Consider the following 16,089-nt stretch of genomic DNA (forward strand, 5'->3'; position numbering starts at 1 on the left):
GCGCGCAACTGTCTTACGTTGCCCTGTTATATCTTATGCGCCATTCATGGGGATCGGTTCAAATACATGAGATGGGAAGTGTGAAACTGTTGGTGAGGAGTCGGTTACAGGCCGGTCAGCCGCTGGCCGGGTCGCGGTGCGCCTTGACCTCGCCGAGCCGGAGGCGGTAGACGCTCGCCTCGACCGGATCTTCCCCGGCGGCCTCCTCGGCGATGGCGGCGTAGATCGTCTCCGCCTCTTCCATGCGGCCCAGCGAGGTGAGGATTCGGGCCGCCGAGGCCCGCGCCTCGCGACGCTGGAACGGGAAGCGGGCCACCTCCCCCAGCATCTGGTAGGTCGCGAGGGCGGCTTCCGCGTCCCCGGACGCTTCCTGGGCGGCGGCCCGGAGGGTCTGTGCCGCGAGTCCCACCGGCTCGTCGGGCGCTGCGGAGATCTCGTTCGCCACCCGCTCGGCCTCGACCGGCTGGCCCGTGTCGAGGTATGTCCGCGCGAGCAGGAGCCGGCCTTCGTCCGCGGCCTGCACGCCGGCGAAACGCTGGACGTACGCCTCGAGATCCGGGATCAGCATCTCGGGGCCCGTCGCGCCCAGCCGGAGGGTCGCGAGTTCGGTCGCGGCCTGCTCGCGTACGGAGGCCTGGAAGTTGACGTAGTACACGACCCCCACGACGATGATCGCGATACCGGCCCCGCCGACGAGCACCGATCGCAGGTTCCTGGTGACCCAATCGGCGAGCCGGAAGGTGGACCGGACGAAGGCATCGTCCCGGTGGCCCTGTCCCCCTGGTCTCTTTCCGCCGGCGAGTGCGTCGGCCATGCCCGTGTTCCCTCCTGAGGTCCGTTCGTGAACGGCGTGGAAGCTATCCGGCCCGGCGAATCGCCGCTACTTGCCGTGCAGGTCGCGCGTCCGCGCGGCGCGATGGATGGCCAGCACCGCGGCGGCCCCGAGGAGCGCGAGGCCCGCCGCGGGCCAGATTTCGCCGGGAGATGCGGGCCACCGGTTCTCCATGAGCCATTCGACCCGGCCCCCGCTGTGCGTGTACAGCTCGCGGACCCGGTCCTTCCACGGCCAGAGCGCGTTCAGTGACCCGAGCAGGAAGCCGGTGAGGAGGCTCAGCGTCGCCGCCCGGCGCCGCGCCAGCAGCCGTCTGAGCACGCGGCTGAAGCCGAGCAGGCCCGCGGCGACGCCGAGGGCGACGGCCATCAGCCGAATTGGATCGAGGCCCTGGAGGGCGCCGATCACGGGGGCGTAGGCGCCGAGGATGAGCAGGATGAAGCTGCCGGAGATGCCGGGCAGGATCATGGCGCAGGCGGCCACCGCCGCCGCCGCGGCGAGAAAGAGCGGCGCGTCGGACCTTACGAGTGGGGGAAGCGCCGTCACGGCGCCCGCGAGCACGGCTCCGGCCGCACCGAGGGCCCAGAGGCCGGCCCGGCGCTCGGCCACGCGGCCCCCGACGAGCGGAACGGACGCCGACACCAGGCCGAAGAAGAAGGCCCACAGCTGAACGGGCCGGTTCGCGAGCAGCCAGTGCAGCACCCCGGCGAACCCGATGACGCTCGTGAGGATGCCGGCGAGCAGGACGGCCAGGAAGCCGAGGTTCGCCTGCTCCCAGGTGCCTCGCAGGCCCCGCGCCCGCAGCGCACCCGGCAGCCTGTGGTCCAGGCCCGCGATCGTCGCCACGAGCTCGTCGTAGATGCCCGAGATGAACGCGATCGTGCCCCCGGAGACGCCCGGCACGAGGTCGGCCAGCCCCATGGCCAGCCCCTTCGCATAGAGCGCCGCCCACGCCTTCACCGGCCGGGGCCTCGTCCCCCGCCCCGCCGGGCTTCCTCGATGAGCGGCACGAAGCGGACACGGGTGAGTTTCTCGCGCGAGACGTCCTCGCCCCGCCGGGTGTACCGGTACAGCTCCTGCCGCCGCCCCCCCACGGGGACGATCATCCGTCCGCCCCCGGCCAGCTGTTCGAGGAGCGCGGCGGGCGGCCGCGCCGTGGCGGCGCCCACGATGATGGCGTGGAACGGCGCATGTTCCGGCCATCCGAGGCTGCCGTCTCCCAGCATCAGATGGGCCTCCACCCCCACCCGGGCGAGCGCCCGCGCCGCGCCCTCGTGCAGCGACGCGATGCGTTCGATCGAGTACACCTCCGCCCCCAGCGTCGCGAGCAGCGCGGTCTGGAAGCCGGCCCCCGTCCCGACCTCGAGCACGCGCTGGCCCGCGCGAACCCCTGCGCATTCGATGCTCAGCGCATGAATCGTGGGGCTGGAGATCGTCTGTCCCGCGCCGATCGGGAGCGGGATGTCCTCGTAGGCCCGGCCCCGGAGGACTTCCGGGACGAAGAGGTGCCGCGGTACGGTGTCGAAGGCGTGCAGGAGCCCGAGATCCCGCACGCCCCGGGTCCGAAGGTGCTCCACCAGGCGCCGGCGGTCGCGCTGGTATTCGGCCGTCCCTCCGCGAGCCGTCAGCTCCCCAGGCCCCACGACCTCACCTCGTTCAGTAGTTCGAAGTTCGTCAGGTCCAGGTGCAGCGGCGTCACCGACACGTAGCCGGCGCGTACGGCCCGGAAGTCCGAATCCTCCCTGCCCCGCCACGCGGAACGTCCTCCCCCGATCCGGAAGTAGTCGTGGCCGTGCTCATCCCGGCTCCGGCGCAGGGAATCGATATACACGCGCCGCCCGAGTGCGGTGACGACGACGCCCTCCACTTCGCTCGCCGGGCGGTTCGGGAGGTTCACGTTGAGGAAGGTCTCTTCCGGAAACTCCGTCTTCCGGAGGCAGGACCGGATCAGCCCGCCGATCAGGTCCCCGTACGTCTCGAGCACCGTCTCGTCATCGCCGGTGAACGAGAAGGCGACCGCCGGGACCCCGAGGATCGTCGCCTCCATCGCGGCCGCCACGGTGCCCGAGTAGAGGACGTCCTCGCCCATGTTCGGCCCGTGGTTGACGCCGGACAGGACGAAGCGGGGCGGCGTCTCGAGGATCTCCTTGAGGGCGACGAGCACGCAGTCGGTCGGCGTCCCGTCCACCATGTAGCGCCGATCATCGAGCCGCGTGAGGCGGAGCGGACGGTACAGCGAGAGCGCATGGCTCGTCGCGCTCTGCTCGCGGTCCGGAGCCACGGTCCACACGTCGCCGAAGGACGCCGCCACGCCCGCCAGGAGCGCGAGACCGCCCGCCTGCACGCCGTCGTCGTTCGTACAGAGGAGGACGGGCCTGGCCGCGTCGGTCACCCGGCCTCGCCCTCCTCGAGCAGCGCGACCAGCTCGTCCGCCTCCCGGCGCAGGTCGCGAATCGTCTCCCGGTCCCAGGCCACGCGGGCCGCCTTGGCGAGCTGCCCGCTCGCCCGCAGCTGTTCGAGCTTCCTCCGCGCGCCTTCGATCGTGTAGCGTTCCGTGTAGAGGAGGTGCCGCAGGAGCTGGACGAGCTTGATCTGCTTGCGGCGGTAGATCCGGTTTCCGGCCCGGTTCTTGGTGGGCCTCAGGATGGAGAACTGGCTTTCCCAGTAGCGGAGGACGTGCGGCTTGAGATCGGCGATCTCGCACACGTCTCCGATCGAATAGTACTCCTTCGGGGCGATGCGATCCGCCACGCTCCCCCTCTCCGGCCTCTCCGGCGCGTGCTCCCGGGCCCTCGCGTTCGGTCCCGGCGGTCAGCCCCAGCGTTCCGGCTTCGGCTCGCGTGCCATCAACCGGGCCAGCGCCGCTCGGGGCGCGACATCTTCGTACAATATCGAATATACGGCGCTCGTGATCGGCATCTCCACGTCGAGCTGACGGCTGAGTTCGTACGCCGCCCGCGCCGTCCGCACACCTTCGACCACCTGCTCCATCTCTCCGATGGCCTCGGACGGACGGCGGCCCGACCCGATGGCGAGGCCTACGGACCGGTTCCGGCTCAGCCGACCCGTGCAGGTGAGGACGAGGTCGCCGAGTCCGGCGAGTCCGCCCAGCGTCGTCTCGCGCGCCCCGAAGTGTTTGGCGAGGCGCACGATCTCCGCCAGCCCGCGGTTGATGAGCGCCGCCCGCGCGTTCGACCCCAACTCGAGCCCGTCCGAGATACCCGCGCCGAGAGCGATCACGTTCTTGAGTGCGCCTCCCAACTCCACCCCGTCGACATCCGGCTGCGTATAGACCCGGAAATAGTCGTTCCGGAACAGACTCTGGACCGCAAGCGCGTGTGCCTCGTGCCGGCTCGCCGCAACCACGGCGGTCGGAAGCCGGCGCAGCAGTTCCTCGGCGAAGCTCGGGCCGGAGAGGACGACGGTCCGGGAGGATGCGGCATCGCCGAGCGTCTCCACGATGACCTCCGACATCCGCCGGCGCGTCCCGACCTCGATCCCCTTCGAGGCCGAGATCAGGATCTGGTCCTCCAGATGCGGAGCCGCCCGCGTGAGCACCGCCCGCACCGCGTGCGACGGGCAGACGGAGACCACGAAGCGCGTGCCGCCGAGCGCCGCCTCGAGGTCGGAGGTGATCGCGTGTGGCCGGGCGAGTTCGATCCCGGGCAGGTAACGCTCGTTGACGCCCGCCTCGCGGATGGCGGCGGCGTGCGCCTCGTCGCGCGCCCACAGGCGAACCTCGTGGCCGTTCCGAACCAGCACGTCCGCGAGCGCCGTGCCCCAGCTTCCGGCGCCCAGCACGGTCACCGCCGCGCGGCTCACGTTTCGTCTCTCCGGTCCTGCCGCCGGTCCGTCCCGCGGGATCGCACGCGTCCGCGCCGCCAGTCGATCTGCAACTCCTCGCGACGAACGATGCGCGCGAGGTTCGCCCGATGCGTCCACCAGACCGTCACGGCGAGCAGGATTGCGTACGAGACGACCGACCGCGGCGCCGCCGAGGCGCGCGCCATGATCGGGACGAGGCTTGCGGAGACGAGGGAGGCGACGGACGCGGTGCGGGTGAGGATCACCGTCATGACCCACACGGAGAAGGCGACGGTCACCGCCACGGGCGCCAGCGCCGCCATCGTCCCGGCCGCGGTTGCGACCCCCTTCCCTCCCTTGAACTTCGTGTACACGGGCCACACGTGTCCGGTGATGGCCGCAAGCCCGTACGCGAGCGCCCACGCCCCCGTCCTCCCGTCCCAGAGCGGAAAAAACCAGACGGGCAGAAACCCCTTGAGGAGGTCGACGAGGAGCACCACGACGGCCGGGAAGAAGCCGAGGATGCGGTATACGTTGGTGGACCCGAGGTTGCCGCTCCCCTCCCGGCGCAGATCGTAGCCGTACACCCGCCCCATGAGGTAGCTGGTCGGGAACGCCCCCGTGAGATAGGCGAAGAGCGTGAGGAGGGGGGCCGTCACGCGCGCTCCGAGCGTTGCTTCAGCTTGATCCGGATGGGAGATCCCTCGAATCCCCAGGCCTCCCGGAAGCCGGCGACGAGGTATCGCACGTAGTGCTCCTTCAGATCATGGGGGCGGTTGGACCAGAGTACGAACAGCGGTGGGGACGACGCCACCTGGCTTCCGTACAGCAGCCTCACGTCGCCACGCCCTCCCTGGGGCGGCTGGCGCCGCGCGACGAGGTCGCGCAGGACCTTGTTGACTTCGGCGGTCGGGATGCGCCGCGCCCGCTCTTCCTGCGCGGCGAACGCCAGCTCGATCACCTTCCGCACGCGCTTTCCCGAGAGCGCGGAGCAGGTGATGATCGGAACCCAGCGAAGATAGTGCGCCCGCTCGCGGAGTTCGCGCTCGAACCCCGCCATCGCCGACGGTCCCCGGTCCTCGATCAGGTCCCACTTGTTCGCCACGAACACGAGCCCCTTGCCTGCGTCCCAGGCCTGGTGTCCGATCCTGAAGTCCTGGTTCGCGGCACCGGCCTCGGTGTCGACGAGGAGGAGGCAGACGTCCGCGCGCTCGATCGCCGACGCCGCGCGGAGGCGGCCCAGAAACTCGAGGTCGTCCGCGATGCGCGCCTGTCTCCGGAGCCCCGCGGTGTCGATCAGACACACGCGACGGTCCCCGATCTCGAGTTCGGTGTCGATCGCGTCCCGGGTCGTCCCGGCCTCCTCGTGGACGATGACCCGATCTTCGCCCAGGAGCCGGTTGACGAAGCTCGACTTGCCGACGTTGGGGCGCCCGATGACCGCCGCCCGGAGGTCCGCGCCCCCCCCTTCGGCCTCGTGGGCCTCGGGGAACGCCTCGACCACGCGGTCGAGCAGGTCTCCCGACCCCTTGCCGCTGAGCGCCGCCAGCGGCAAGGGGTCGCCGAGGCCCAGTTCGTAGAACTCGAGGTGTTCGACTGCTCCGCCGAGTTCGTCCAGCTTGTTCACGGCCACGATCACGGGCAGGCCCGAACGGCGCAGGAGGTCGCCCACATGCCGGTCGACGGGCTGCACTCCCTCCCGTCCGTCGACGACGAGGATGACCGCGTCGGCATGGCCGATCGCGGTCTCCGCCTGGCGCCGTACCTCCTGGTCGATCTGCCCCTCCGGCCCTTCGACGAGCCCGCCCGTGTCGACGAGCAGGAACCGGCGTCCCGCCCATTCGGCCTCCGCGAACTGCCGGTCGCGCGTCACGCCGGGCCGCTCCGCCACGATCGCCACGCGACGGCGGAGGATCCGGTTGAACAGGGTCGACTTGCCCACGTTGGGGCGGCCCACGATGGCCACGGTCCGCAGCGCCACGGCGTCTACAGCCCGGAGAGGACGTCGACGAAGTCGTGCGAGGGCTCGACCCGGCGCCCGGGGAACTCGGCCCGCAGTTCCGACAGGCTCATGTCATCGAGGAACAGGTCGTCGTCGTTCAGCGCCTGCCCGGAGAAGAGCGCGACATCGAAGCCCCCGCCCTCGCGAAGCGCCTTCGCGTGGTCCGCGCCCGGCAGCAGGCCCGCCGTCGTGACCATGGGCCCGTAGAGCGTGTTCTCGACCGCCACGGCGGACACATCGGCCCCGGTCCGGCGGGCGATCCGGTCCGCGAGGCCGGCCAGCGTAGGCCCCATCGATGCGCCGGTCACCGCGACCACGCGGCAGCCGTCGAGCGGGCCGAGATCTTCGAGCCGTCCCGCCACGCGGTCGGTCAGGCTTGAGATCGCTCCGACCCCGTTGCTCTCCAGATCCTGGTCGTCGAAATAGGCCGTGCCCGGCGGCGCCAGCCCCGCCTGCAGGTACAACTCGTCCGCCGCGTAGCACCACCCCTGGCCGCGTTCGGCCAGCGCCCGCTCCCGGATCGCGTCCGCGGCCGCGAGGGCCGCGCGACACTCGGCGGGCTCGAGGGTCCGACCTCCGGGCGCGGCGTTCCAGGCCGTGAGTCCCACCGGGACGATGGAGAGCGACCGGATCGCCTCCCGCCGGTCGTAGAGGTTCTCGATCGTACGCGTGAGATGGTCGCCATCGTTCAGATCCGGACAGAGGACGACCTGCGCGTGCACGAGGATGCCTCCGTCGGCCAGGCGGTCGAGGTCCTGATTGATGTTGGCGCTGCGGGGGTTCTTCAGCATCGCGAGCCGAATCTCCGGCTCGGTGGCGTGGACGCTCACATACAGGGGGGAGAGTCGCTGTTCGAAGATCCGGTCCCAGTCCTCGGAACGCAGGTTCGTCAGCGTGATGTAGTGGCCGTGCATGAAGGACAGCCGATAGTCGTCATCTTTCACGTACAGGGGCGCCCGAAGCTTGTCCTTCCTGGGATTCCCCTTCACGAAACAGAACGGGCAGGCGTTCGTACAGCGGCGGATCTTGTCGGGCTCGGGGATGATGCCGAGAGGCTCGTCCGTCGGCTTCTCGATCTCGAGCAGGAGACGCTCGCCCGACGGGCGCTCCGCGAGCACCTGCAGCGACGGTTCCGCCTGATGGAAGAGGAGATCGAGGCTGTCCCGGATGGGGCGGCCGTTGATCTCGAGCACGGCGAGACCGGCGGGGAGGTCGAGGTCGGCGGCGATCGAGCCCGGCTCGACCCTTGCGATTCGAATCATGATGAAGCGGACGGAAGGTCGGGATCCCGGCCGCTCCGCCCAAGGGAGCGACCGGTGTCCCGGGGGGGCTCTCCGGCCGGTCGGTCAGCCCCCGATGGTTCCGTAGCGGAATCCGGCCAGCGGCACGTCGGAGGTGACCTCGAACACGAAATTCCCTGCGGCGGCGTCCGTCGTCTCCGTGTGGGTCATCGCGACCTGCCCGTTCGCGTCCAGGAACTCGAACGGAATCTGCAGCGTGCCGCTCGCCGTGCGCGCCGTGAAGTCGACCTGCACGACGTAACTCCCGCCCGACGTGGCGGCCATCTGGGCGAAGGTGAACGAGAGCGCGGCCGCCTCACCCTCCGCCATGACCGCCATCGCCTGATCGTTCATGTCTGCGCGACCCAGGGCCGTGGCGTGAAGCTGGAACGCAAGCTGATCGTAGGGATACCACGTGGTCAGGGTGTCGGCGAGGGGGATGACCGGCCCCGGACGTCCGGCCTGGGTGGAGGCGTTGACGTAGTTCTCCATCGCCTCCTTGTTGTAGGGATTCCCCTGGCGCGCGTTTCCGAACGCGGTCGTCGCGTCCTCGAAGTTCTGCGCCTCGTAGACCCCGACCCCGACCTCGAGCCACTGGTCGTAGCTGAGATCCGTGCGTCCGAGGATCTCCGCGTAGATGTCCGCCGCCTCGTCGGCCCGGTCCTGATCCGCGAGCACGCCCGCGTACCGGATCCGGATCACGACATCGTCCGGGTTCTCGGCGAGATATGCGCCGTAGGTGTCCGCGGCTTCATCGCCCCGGCCCTCGGCCATCAGGAGGTCACCGAGCCCGCGCACGGCGTCCCGCATCTGCTCGGCGTCGACCTCGGCCATGTCCGTCGCGAGTGCGGTGCGATACGTCTCGATCGCGGCATCGGTCGCCCCGGTCTCCGCCTGCAGGGTCGCGGCCATGCTGTACGTTCGCATGTCGGGCCGCAGCTCGTTCGCGAGCATGAACGACTGGATCGCGCCCTCGGTGTCCTGGGCGCCATAGGCGTTCACCCCCCGGTTGTAGAGCCGCACCCAGCCGTTGTAGCGCTGGTTCTCCCCGTGCAGCATGCACTCGGGCGGCGCGAGTTCCTCGAAACGGTCCAGAAGCCCCGTTGCTTCCGCGAAGTTGTCGAGGCCCATCTGCACCTGGGCCCCCATCAGGAATACGACGGGGTTGTCGCTGTCGAGGTCGTCCTCGACGGCCGCCCAGGCCTCGGTGAAGGCGGTGAGGCTGTCCGCAGCGGTCGCTGTTTCGAGATCCTGCATTGCCGCCGATGCGCGGCTCGCCGAGTCGCTCGGATCGAACTCGCATTCCTGCTCCTGCCCGAACAACGCCGCAGGTATGACGCCGAGGAGGAGAGCCGCTGTTGCCACCGCCTTCGCGTCCGCATGCACCGTGTTGAACATCGCTCTGAACCCCTGTTGGTTGTGTGGCCTGTCCGGCCCGCCCAAGGTAGCCGCAACGTCGCCCCGGCGCACGAACCGCCGACCAGGGCTCCGCTCAATAGGTCAGCAGGTGCGCGGTGTTGAAGAGGACGACGGTTTCTCCGTCCTTCAACTCCCCCGAGCGCCGGAGTTCCCGTGCGGCCGCGAGGGTCGCGCCTCCTTCGATACACGCCCCCACGCCGGCCGCGCCAAGCTCGAGCGCCGCAGTCATCATGGCCTCGTCCGGGACGGCGACCGCTCCTCCGCCCGACTCGCGCAGCGCCTCGAGGATGAGGAAGTCCCCGAGGGCCCCGGGGACCCGGAGGCCCCACGCCTCTGTCGACGCGTCCCGCCACGGCTCCGCGTGCGTCTGCCCCTCTGCGAACGCCCGCACGATGGGGGCGCAGCCCGAGCCCTGTACCGCGTACAGTCTCGTGCCACCGTCGATCAGCCCCAGTTCGCGGAGTTCGGAGAGCGTCTTGTGGCTCCCGATGAGGCCGGTGCCGCCGCCGGTCGGGTAGACGATCGCGTCGGGCGGCCGCCAGCCCAGCGACTCGACGATCTCGAGCATCATCGTCTTCTTGCCCTCGATCCGGTACGGCTCCTTGAGGGTGGAGATGTTGCACGCCCCGGTCTCGGCGGCATACTCGGCGGACAGGCGGCCGCACTCGTCGATCAGCCCGTCGACCCGCGTCGTGTCGGCCCCGTAGTGCTCACAGCGCCGGGCGACGCCCTCGGGCGTGTCTTCGGGGATGAAGAGACGGGCGGACGCGCCCGCCCGCGCCGCGTAGGCCGCGAGTGCCGCGCCGGCGTTCCCCGCGCTCGGGATCACGAAGTCCGTTGCGCCCTCGTGTACGGCGCGCGTGACCGCGGCGCACAGTCCCCGGTCCTTGAAGCTGCCGGTCGGATTCAGGCCCTCGTCCTTGACGAGGAGCGTCATGTCCTCGAACTGGCCGCCGAGCCGGAGTTCGAGCAGCGGCGTACCCCCCTCGCCGAGCGTCACCGGTTCTTCGGCGGGGTCGAGCGGCATGATCTCGCGGTAGCGCCACATCCCGGCCGGGCGCGCGGCCCACGCGCGCCGGAGGGCTTCACCGTCGAGGTCCGCGAGGTCGTACCGTGCCAGCAGAGGTTTCCCGCAGTCGGGGCAGACCGTGGCCAATGGCCGGGCGGCCAGCCGCCCGCAGGCACCGCATTCGAGGCGCCAGCTCATACGCTCGTCTCCTTGTCGTTGCTTCCGTTGTTGTGTCCGCCGTGGCTCGTGTCGAACTCTCCGGCGGCCCCGGTCGCGGCCGCGTCCAGGCGTTCCAGCGTCCGCTCCCGTCCGAGGGCGTACGCGACCTCCCCCAGGTCGGGGCCGTGAGGCTGCCCGGTCAGGGCGACCCGAACGGGCGGGAAGAAGGCCCGTCCGGGCAAGCCGGCCTCCCGCATCGCTCCGCGGAGCGTCCGGGCGAGGGGCTTGGGTCGCCACGCCGTCTCTTCCCAGGCGGCCCGGGCGAGGCGAAGCGCGGCCCCCGCCTCCGGGGCCGAGAGCACCTGCCGCGCCGCCGCCCCGCCGAGCGGCGGCGCGCGGAAGATCGGCTCGACCTCCGACGAGGCGTCGGTCACAAGTCGCGTGCGTTTGGCGAATACCTCCGCGGCGCGGCGGAGGTCGGCGTCGGTCAGGCCCAATCCCTCCGCGTCGAGCTGTCCGGCCCAGCGTCGGGCCAGCCGCTCGGGCGGCTCCGCCCTCAGGTGCCGCCCCGACAGCCAGGCCATCTTTTCCTCGTCCACCTCGCTGTCCGCCGCCCCCAGCCGGTCGAGATCGATCCGCTCGACGAGCGCCTCCCGGCTCAGGAACTCCTCCCCGTCCTCCGACGACCAGGAAAGCAGCGAGAGATAGTTCAGGATTGCGTCCGGATGGAAGCCCCGCTCGCGGTAGTCGAGGACACCGGCCGCCCCGCGTCGCTTGGAGAGCTTCCCTCCCCCGGGGGCGAGGACAGTCGGGATGTGGACGAACTCCGGCGGTTCCACGCCGAAGGCCCGGTACAGGAGGACCTGTTTGGGGGTGTTCGAGAGGTGTCCCACGCCACGGATCACATGGCTGATCTCCATCGCGATGTCGTCCACCGCGACGGCGAAGTTGTAGGTGGGCCGACCGTCGCTCCGTACGAGCACCATGTCGCCCAGATCGTCTCCATCGATGGCGAGCGTGCCCTTGAGGAAGTCGTCGAACTCGACCGGACCCGACGCCACGCGGAGGCGGATCGCCGGCGTCCGCCCCGCGGCCTCGTAGCGGCGCGCCTCGTCCGCCGAGAGGTCGCGGCAGCGCGCGTCGCGGCCGGTGGGTTCGCCAACGGCGATCGCCGCCTCCCGTCGGGCTTCCAGTTCGTCCGGTGCGCAGTAGCAGCGGAAGGCGCGGCCTGACTCGAGCAGTTCCCGCGCCCGTTCGCGGTGCAGCGCCCCGCGCTCCGACTGACGGTACGGCCCGAACGGCCCGCCCTCGCGCGGCCCCTCATCGGGCCCGAGTCCGAGCCAGTCGAGCGCCTCGTAGATCATCGCCTCCCCGCCGGGGACGCCGCGCTCGGTATCCGTATCCTCCAGACGGAGCACGAAGGCGCCCCCGTGGCGGCGTGCGAACAGCCAGTTCAGGATCGCGGTGCGCGCGTTGCCGAGGTGGAGCGCCCCCGTCGGACTCGGCGCGAAACGTGTGCGGATGGGGGCAGTCATGCGGCCGGCTCCTCCGGGTCGAAGCCATCACAGCGAAGTACGGGCAGTCGGGGATAGCGCGGGAATCTCGGGTCCCGGCGCGAGAGCCGACAGAGGAGGAAGGAGGACCCGCGATCGCTCGTGATCCAGCGCCGATGACGGCACGCGGCGCAGAGGCCGGCGGCCGGCCGCCCCCGCATCAGGAGGGCCCTGCCCGGCAGCTTTCGCCCGACCCGGATTCGCCGGTGAAACCAGATTCGTCGCCCGACTTGTCGCTCGAGTCCGTCCCGTCGGGACGGAGGGAGGAGAGGATCGAGGCCGCGGTCGCCCGGCCGATCCCGGGCGTGCGGGTGAGCTGTGCCACCGTGGCCCGGCGGATGATGTCGAGACTCCCGAAGCGCTCGAGCAGCAGTTGCTCGCGCGCCGGTCCCACGCCCGGGATTTCCCCCAGCCGCGAGCGCAGCGCGCGCCGGCGGCGGAGCGTGCGATTGTACTGGAGCGCGAAGCGGTGCGCCTCGTCACGTGCCCGCTGCAGCCAGTGCAGCCCCGGATCCGTGCGCGGGAGGCGCAGCGGGACCGCCGATTCCGGCCGGAACACCTCTTCCTCGCGCTTGGCCAAAGCCACGGTGGGGAGGTCCGACACCCCGGCCGCGTCCATCGCCTGGCGGGCCGCCGACAGCTGTCCCCTGCCCCCGTCCACCACCACCAGCTCCGGGAGCGGCCGGCCCTCGCGCACGCGACGGTCGAAGTAGCGCGAGACGATCTCCTGCATCATCGCGTAGTCGTCCGGTTTCCCGTCCTCCGATTCCCGGATCCGGAACCTGCGGTATTCGTCCTTGTGCGGGCGACCGTCGCTGAGCCACACGCAGCTGCCCACCGATTCCCGTCCCGCCAGCGTCGACACGTCGAAGCAGACGATCTCCCGCGCCGGCTGTCCCAGTTCCAGCGCCTCCCCGAGACGGGCCGCGGCGGGCGGCACGCCCTCCGCTCCGCGGTCCGCCGCCGGCTCTTCCTCGCGCTCGCTCCGGTCCCGGGCGAGCACGTGTGCCGCGTTGCGGCTCGCGGCCCGCGTCAACTCCCGCTTCGGTCCCCGCACGGGCACCCGAACGCGGAAGCGGCGGTCGGCGAGCCCCGACAGGTATTCCTCCACGAGATCCTGTTCCTCGAAGGGCTCCGGGACCAGCAGCTCGGAGGGGACATCGTCCGCGTGCCGAAGGTAGAAGCCTTTCACGAGCGCCCCGAGCACGGCGTCATCCGCCTCCTCGCCTACGTTGGCCAGGTAATGGATCCTCCGGCCGACGAGGCGCCCCTCGCGCACCCGCAGCACGATCCCGCATACCGACCCGCCCTGGTCCTCCCGCGCGAAGCCGATCACGTCGTGGCTCCCGCCCCGCGGATCGATCGCCGCCTGGCGGCTCTCGAGCTGGTCGAGTCCGCGCAGGACATCCCTCGATTCGGCCGCCCGTTCGTACTCCATCGCGTCGGCGGCCTCCGCCATCCTCCGCTCCACGGAGCGTCGGACCACGCCCGTCCGTCCTCCCAGGATCTCGAGGATCTCGTCGATCATGCCGCGGTAGTCCGCCTCGGATTGCAGGCCCGCGCACGGAGCCTTGCAGCGTCCGATGTGGTAGTCGAGACAGGGACGCCGCGGCAGCTCCTCCGGCATTCGGTAATGGCACGAGCGCACTGTGTACATCTTCTTGATCGTGCGCAGCGCCCGCCGCATCGCCCCCACGTCCGTGAAGGGGCCCAGGTAGCGCGACCCGTCGTCGTCGAGCCGGCGCGTCACGAAGATGCGGGGGAAGGGCTCGGTCACCGTGATCTTTATGTACGGATAGCTCTTGTCGTCGCGGAGATGGATGTTGAAGCGCGGTCCGAACTCGCGGATGAGGTTCCACTCGAGGAGGAGCGCCTCGGCTTCCGAGCGCACCGGGAAGGTCTCGATGCTGTCGATCTCCCGCACGAGACGGACGAGCTTCACGGAACGGCCCGCCTCCGCCCCGAAGTAGGAGGCGACCCGCGCGCGGAGCGACTTCGCCTTGCCCACGTAGAGCACCTCGCCGGCCGCATCCCGAAACAGATACACGCCGGGCTCGCGGGGGAGCGCCCGCGCCTGCTCGCGCAGCGCGTCGAGGTTCGTCCGGCTCGGCCGCCCCGCCCGGCTCACGCATCCCCCCGGACGGTGCGGAGCGTCCTCGGGAGGCCGGCCACGGACACGTAACAGAGCCCCCCCGCCGCCAACGCGATGGCGAGCATGAGGGCGTGGCCGAGGAAACCGTCCGGCAGCGCGGCCTCGAGCCAGACGCGCAGGAGCCACGCCGCTCCGCCCGCGAGGAGGGCGCCGAGCCCCATGCGGACCAGAGAACCCCTTATGGGAGCGAGCCAGCCCCCCCCGCCGCGCCGGCCCAGCCCGCGGGTCAGGAGGGCCAGGTTGATCCACGCGCCCACGGAGCCGCCGAACACGATGCCGGCCGCGGCGCGGAGCCCGAAGCCGCGCGCGTCGAGCCACAGGGCGGCGGTCGCGCCGACCGCGATACCGAGAACGACCCCCGTCGCGGCGTACTTCACCGGGGTTCGCGTGTCCTGGAGGGCGTGGAACGCGCTCGCGAACAGCTTCGTAAGGCTCGTGGCCACGAGGCCCAGCGCGTACGCGCCCAGGATCCAGTGCACGACCGGCACGTGTTCGGCGGCGAAGTCCCCCCGCTGATAGATGAGGGATATCGCGAGGTCGCCCAGAAGGAGGAGGACGACGACGGACGGGAAGATGAACCAGGCCACGCGCCGCACGCCGGTCGCGAGGTGGGAGCGCAACGCCTCGACGTCCCGTTCGCGGGACATCGCGGGCAGCGCCGCCACCGCGATGGAGGCGCCGAACAGCGCCAGCGGCAGGAGGGCGATCCGCTGGGCGTAGTAGATGCCGGACAACGCGCCCTCGATGAGCAGGCTGGCGAGGAAAACGTCCGTCAGGCTCGAGATCTGGAAGATGCCCTGTCCCGCGGCGACGGGAACGGCGTTGCGCGCGACCCGGCTCGTGGGCTCGAAGCCGCGGTCGATCCGCGGACGCAGCGTCCCGAGCAGGCGGCGCACGGCGGGCAGCTGCACGCCCACCTGCAGCACGCTGCCGATCAATGTGGACCAGGCGAGCACCTCGATGAGCGGCGCCCACCCCAGTCGCGCCCCGAGCAGGAGGCCGACGATCTGCGACAGATTCCAGACCACGGGCGCGACGAAGGGGAGGAAGAAGCGGCGGTGGCTCGTCAGGATGCCGAGGCACCAGGCGCCGACGATCATCACGCCCGACATGGGGAAGAGGATGCGGACGAGCCGTGCCGTGTCGGCGCTGAGTTCCGCGTCGAAGCCAGGTGCGAAGAGCGCCACGAGCCACGGCGCGGCGGCGGTCGCCGCGGCGACCACGAGCGCGGTCAGGGCGAGAAGTCGGCCCAACACGCCCTCGGCGAGCCTCCGGGCCGACGCCGCATCGCCTCGCTCGAGCTGCGAGGAGAACACGGGCACGAAGGAGGCGGACAACGCTCCCTCGCTCAGGAGGTTCCGAAAGGCGTTCGGGATCTTGAGCGCGGCGCCGTAGGCGTCCATGGCGCCGCCCAGCCCGAACGCGGCGGCGATGATGACGTCGCGCAGGAATCCGGAGATGCGGCTGGCCAGTATGCCGGCGCCGACGAGCGCCGCCGACCGGCCCTGCCCAGGCGCCTTTGCGTCCGTCAGGTCAGCTCTCCCGGTCGCCCCCGCCCGCCCGATGCGGTTCGCTCGGCGGCAGCGCCGGGAGGGGTCCGTCCCCCTCGACCAGCGCGCGGACGAACGCCGTCTCCTCGCGGACCTCCTCGACCGTCTGTGTCAGGAACTGGATCTCCTGCTCGATGGCATCGAGGCGGGCGGACTGGACCTCGGGCGCATCGCCACCGCTGCCGATGCGGCGGGCGAGAGCTTCCGAGAGCGGGGAGTCGATCAGAATGGCGAGGACCGGGATGAGGACGATCATCGCGAGGACCACCATGAAGGCGATAGTCATCGTGCACTGCCTCTTCGCGTCAACTTCGCCCCCGAATCCGCGT

15 protein-coding genes are annotated in these 16,089 nt (G+C 70.9%); all 15 read right to left on the reverse strand.

Going from position 1 to position 16,089, the window contains the following annotated elements:
- Window positions 1-115: 115 nt before the first annotated feature.
- The 15 genes from ACPXY0_RS06715 to ACPXY0_RS06785 all read right to left on the reverse strand — a co-directional run bounded on the left by ACPXY0_RS06715 (window position 116) and on the right by ACPXY0_RS06785 (window position 16,046).
- On the reverse strand, window positions 116-814 hold the full coding sequence (locus ACPXY0_RS06715; RefSeq protein ID WP_423929638.1) for a tetratricopeptide repeat protein: 699 nt from the start codon (window positions 812-814) through the stop codon (window positions 116-118).
- Window positions 815-880: 66 nt separating this feature from the next.
- Entirely contained in the window at window positions 881-1,792 is a 912-nt protein-coding gene (locus ACPXY0_RS06720; RefSeq protein WP_423929640.1) for a DUF368 domain-containing protein, read from the reverse strand.
- Entirely contained in the window at window positions 1,789-2,475 is a 687-nt protein-coding gene (locus tag ACPXY0_RS06725; RefSeq protein WP_423929642.1) for a protein-L-isoaspartate(D-aspartate) O-methyltransferase, read from the reverse strand. Before ACPXY0_RS06725 ends, ACPXY0_RS06720 begins: the two co-directional genes overlap by 4 nt.
- Window positions 2,457-3,224, reverse strand: coding sequence for a 5'/3'-nucleotidase SurE (gene surE, locus ACPXY0_RS06730; RefSeq protein WP_423929644.1), 768 nt, complete (start codon window positions 3,222-3,224; stop codon window positions 2,457-2,459). The genes ACPXY0_RS06725 and surE overlap by 19 nt, the downstream gene beginning before the upstream one ends.
- A complete protein-coding gene (locus ACPXY0_RS06735; RefSeq protein ID WP_423929646.1) occupies window positions 3,221-3,583 on the reverse strand; it encodes a MerR family transcriptional regulator in 363 nt (120 codons plus the stop codon). Before ACPXY0_RS06735 ends, surE begins: the two co-directional genes overlap by 4 nt.
- Window positions 3,584-3,643: 60 nt before the next feature.
- Window positions 3,644-4,654, reverse strand: a complete 1,011-nt coding sequence (locus ACPXY0_RS06740) for an NAD(P)H-dependent glycerol-3-phosphate dehydrogenase (protein ID WP_423929648.1) — start codon at window positions 4,652-4,654, stop codon at window positions 3,644-3,646.
- Window positions 4,651-5,295 (reverse strand): glycerol-3-phosphate 1-O-acyltransferase PlsY, encoded by a 645-nt coding sequence (gene plsY, locus ACPXY0_RS06745; RefSeq protein WP_423929650.1) that lies wholly within the window; start codon window positions 5,293-5,295, stop codon window positions 4,651-4,653. The genes ACPXY0_RS06740 and plsY overlap by 4 nt, the downstream gene beginning before the upstream one ends.
- A complete protein-coding gene (der, locus tag ACPXY0_RS06750; protein WP_423929652.1) occupies window positions 5,292-6,617 on the reverse strand; it encodes a ribosome biogenesis GTPase Der in 1,326 nt (441 codons plus the stop codon). Before der ends, plsY begins: the two co-directional genes overlap by 4 nt.
- Before the next feature lie 5 nt (window positions 6,618-6,622).
- On the reverse strand, window positions 6,623-7,900 hold the full coding sequence (locus ACPXY0_RS06755; RefSeq protein ID WP_423929654.1) for a DUF512 domain-containing protein: 1,278 nt from the start codon (window positions 7,898-7,900) through the stop codon (window positions 6,623-6,625).
- Between the two features lie 84 nt (window positions 7,901-7,984).
- Window positions 7,985-9,283 (reverse strand): tetratricopeptide repeat protein, encoded by a 1,299-nt coding sequence (locus tag ACPXY0_RS06760; RefSeq protein WP_423929656.1) that lies wholly within the window; start codon window positions 9,281-9,283, stop codon window positions 7,985-7,987.
- A gap of 127 nt (window positions 9,284-9,410) precedes the next feature.
- Complete coding sequence (locus tag ACPXY0_RS06765; RefSeq protein ID WP_423929658.1) at window positions 9,411-10,544, reverse strand: threonine synthase; 1,134 nt, start codon at window positions 10,542-10,544, stop codon at window positions 9,411-9,413.
- On the reverse strand, window positions 10,541-12,040 hold the full coding sequence (gene gltX / locus ACPXY0_RS06770; RefSeq protein WP_423929660.1) for a glutamate--tRNA ligase: 1,500 nt from the start codon (window positions 12,038-12,040) through the stop codon (window positions 10,541-10,543). The genes ACPXY0_RS06765 and gltX overlap by 4 nt, the downstream gene beginning before the upstream one ends.
- A 178-nt stretch (window positions 12,041-12,218) precedes the next feature.
- Window positions 12,219-14,186, reverse strand: a complete 1,968-nt coding sequence (uvrC, locus tag ACPXY0_RS06775) for an excinuclease ABC subunit UvrC (RefSeq protein ID WP_423929662.1) — start codon at window positions 14,184-14,186, stop codon at window positions 12,219-12,221.
- Window positions 14,183-15,775: a murein biosynthesis integral membrane protein MurJ gene (gene murJ, locus ACPXY0_RS06780; protein ID WP_423930590.1), complete on the reverse strand. Its 1,593-nt coding sequence runs from the start codon at window positions 15,773-15,775 to the stop codon at window positions 14,183-14,185. The genes uvrC and murJ overlap by 4 nt, the downstream gene beginning before the upstream one ends.
- On the reverse strand, window positions 15,744-16,046 hold the full coding sequence (locus ACPXY0_RS06785; RefSeq protein WP_423929664.1) for a hypothetical protein: 303 nt from the start codon (window positions 16,044-16,046) through the stop codon (window positions 15,744-15,746). The genes murJ and ACPXY0_RS06785 overlap by 32 nt, the downstream gene beginning before the upstream one ends.
- Between the last annotated feature and the right edge of the window lie 43 nt (window positions 16,047-16,089).

Origin of the sequence: Candidatus Palauibacter sp. (genome assembly GCF_965237495.1) — a bacterium.
Taxonomy (GTDB): Bacteria; Gemmatimonadota; Gemmatimonadetes; order Palauibacterales; family Palauibacteraceae; genus Palauibacter.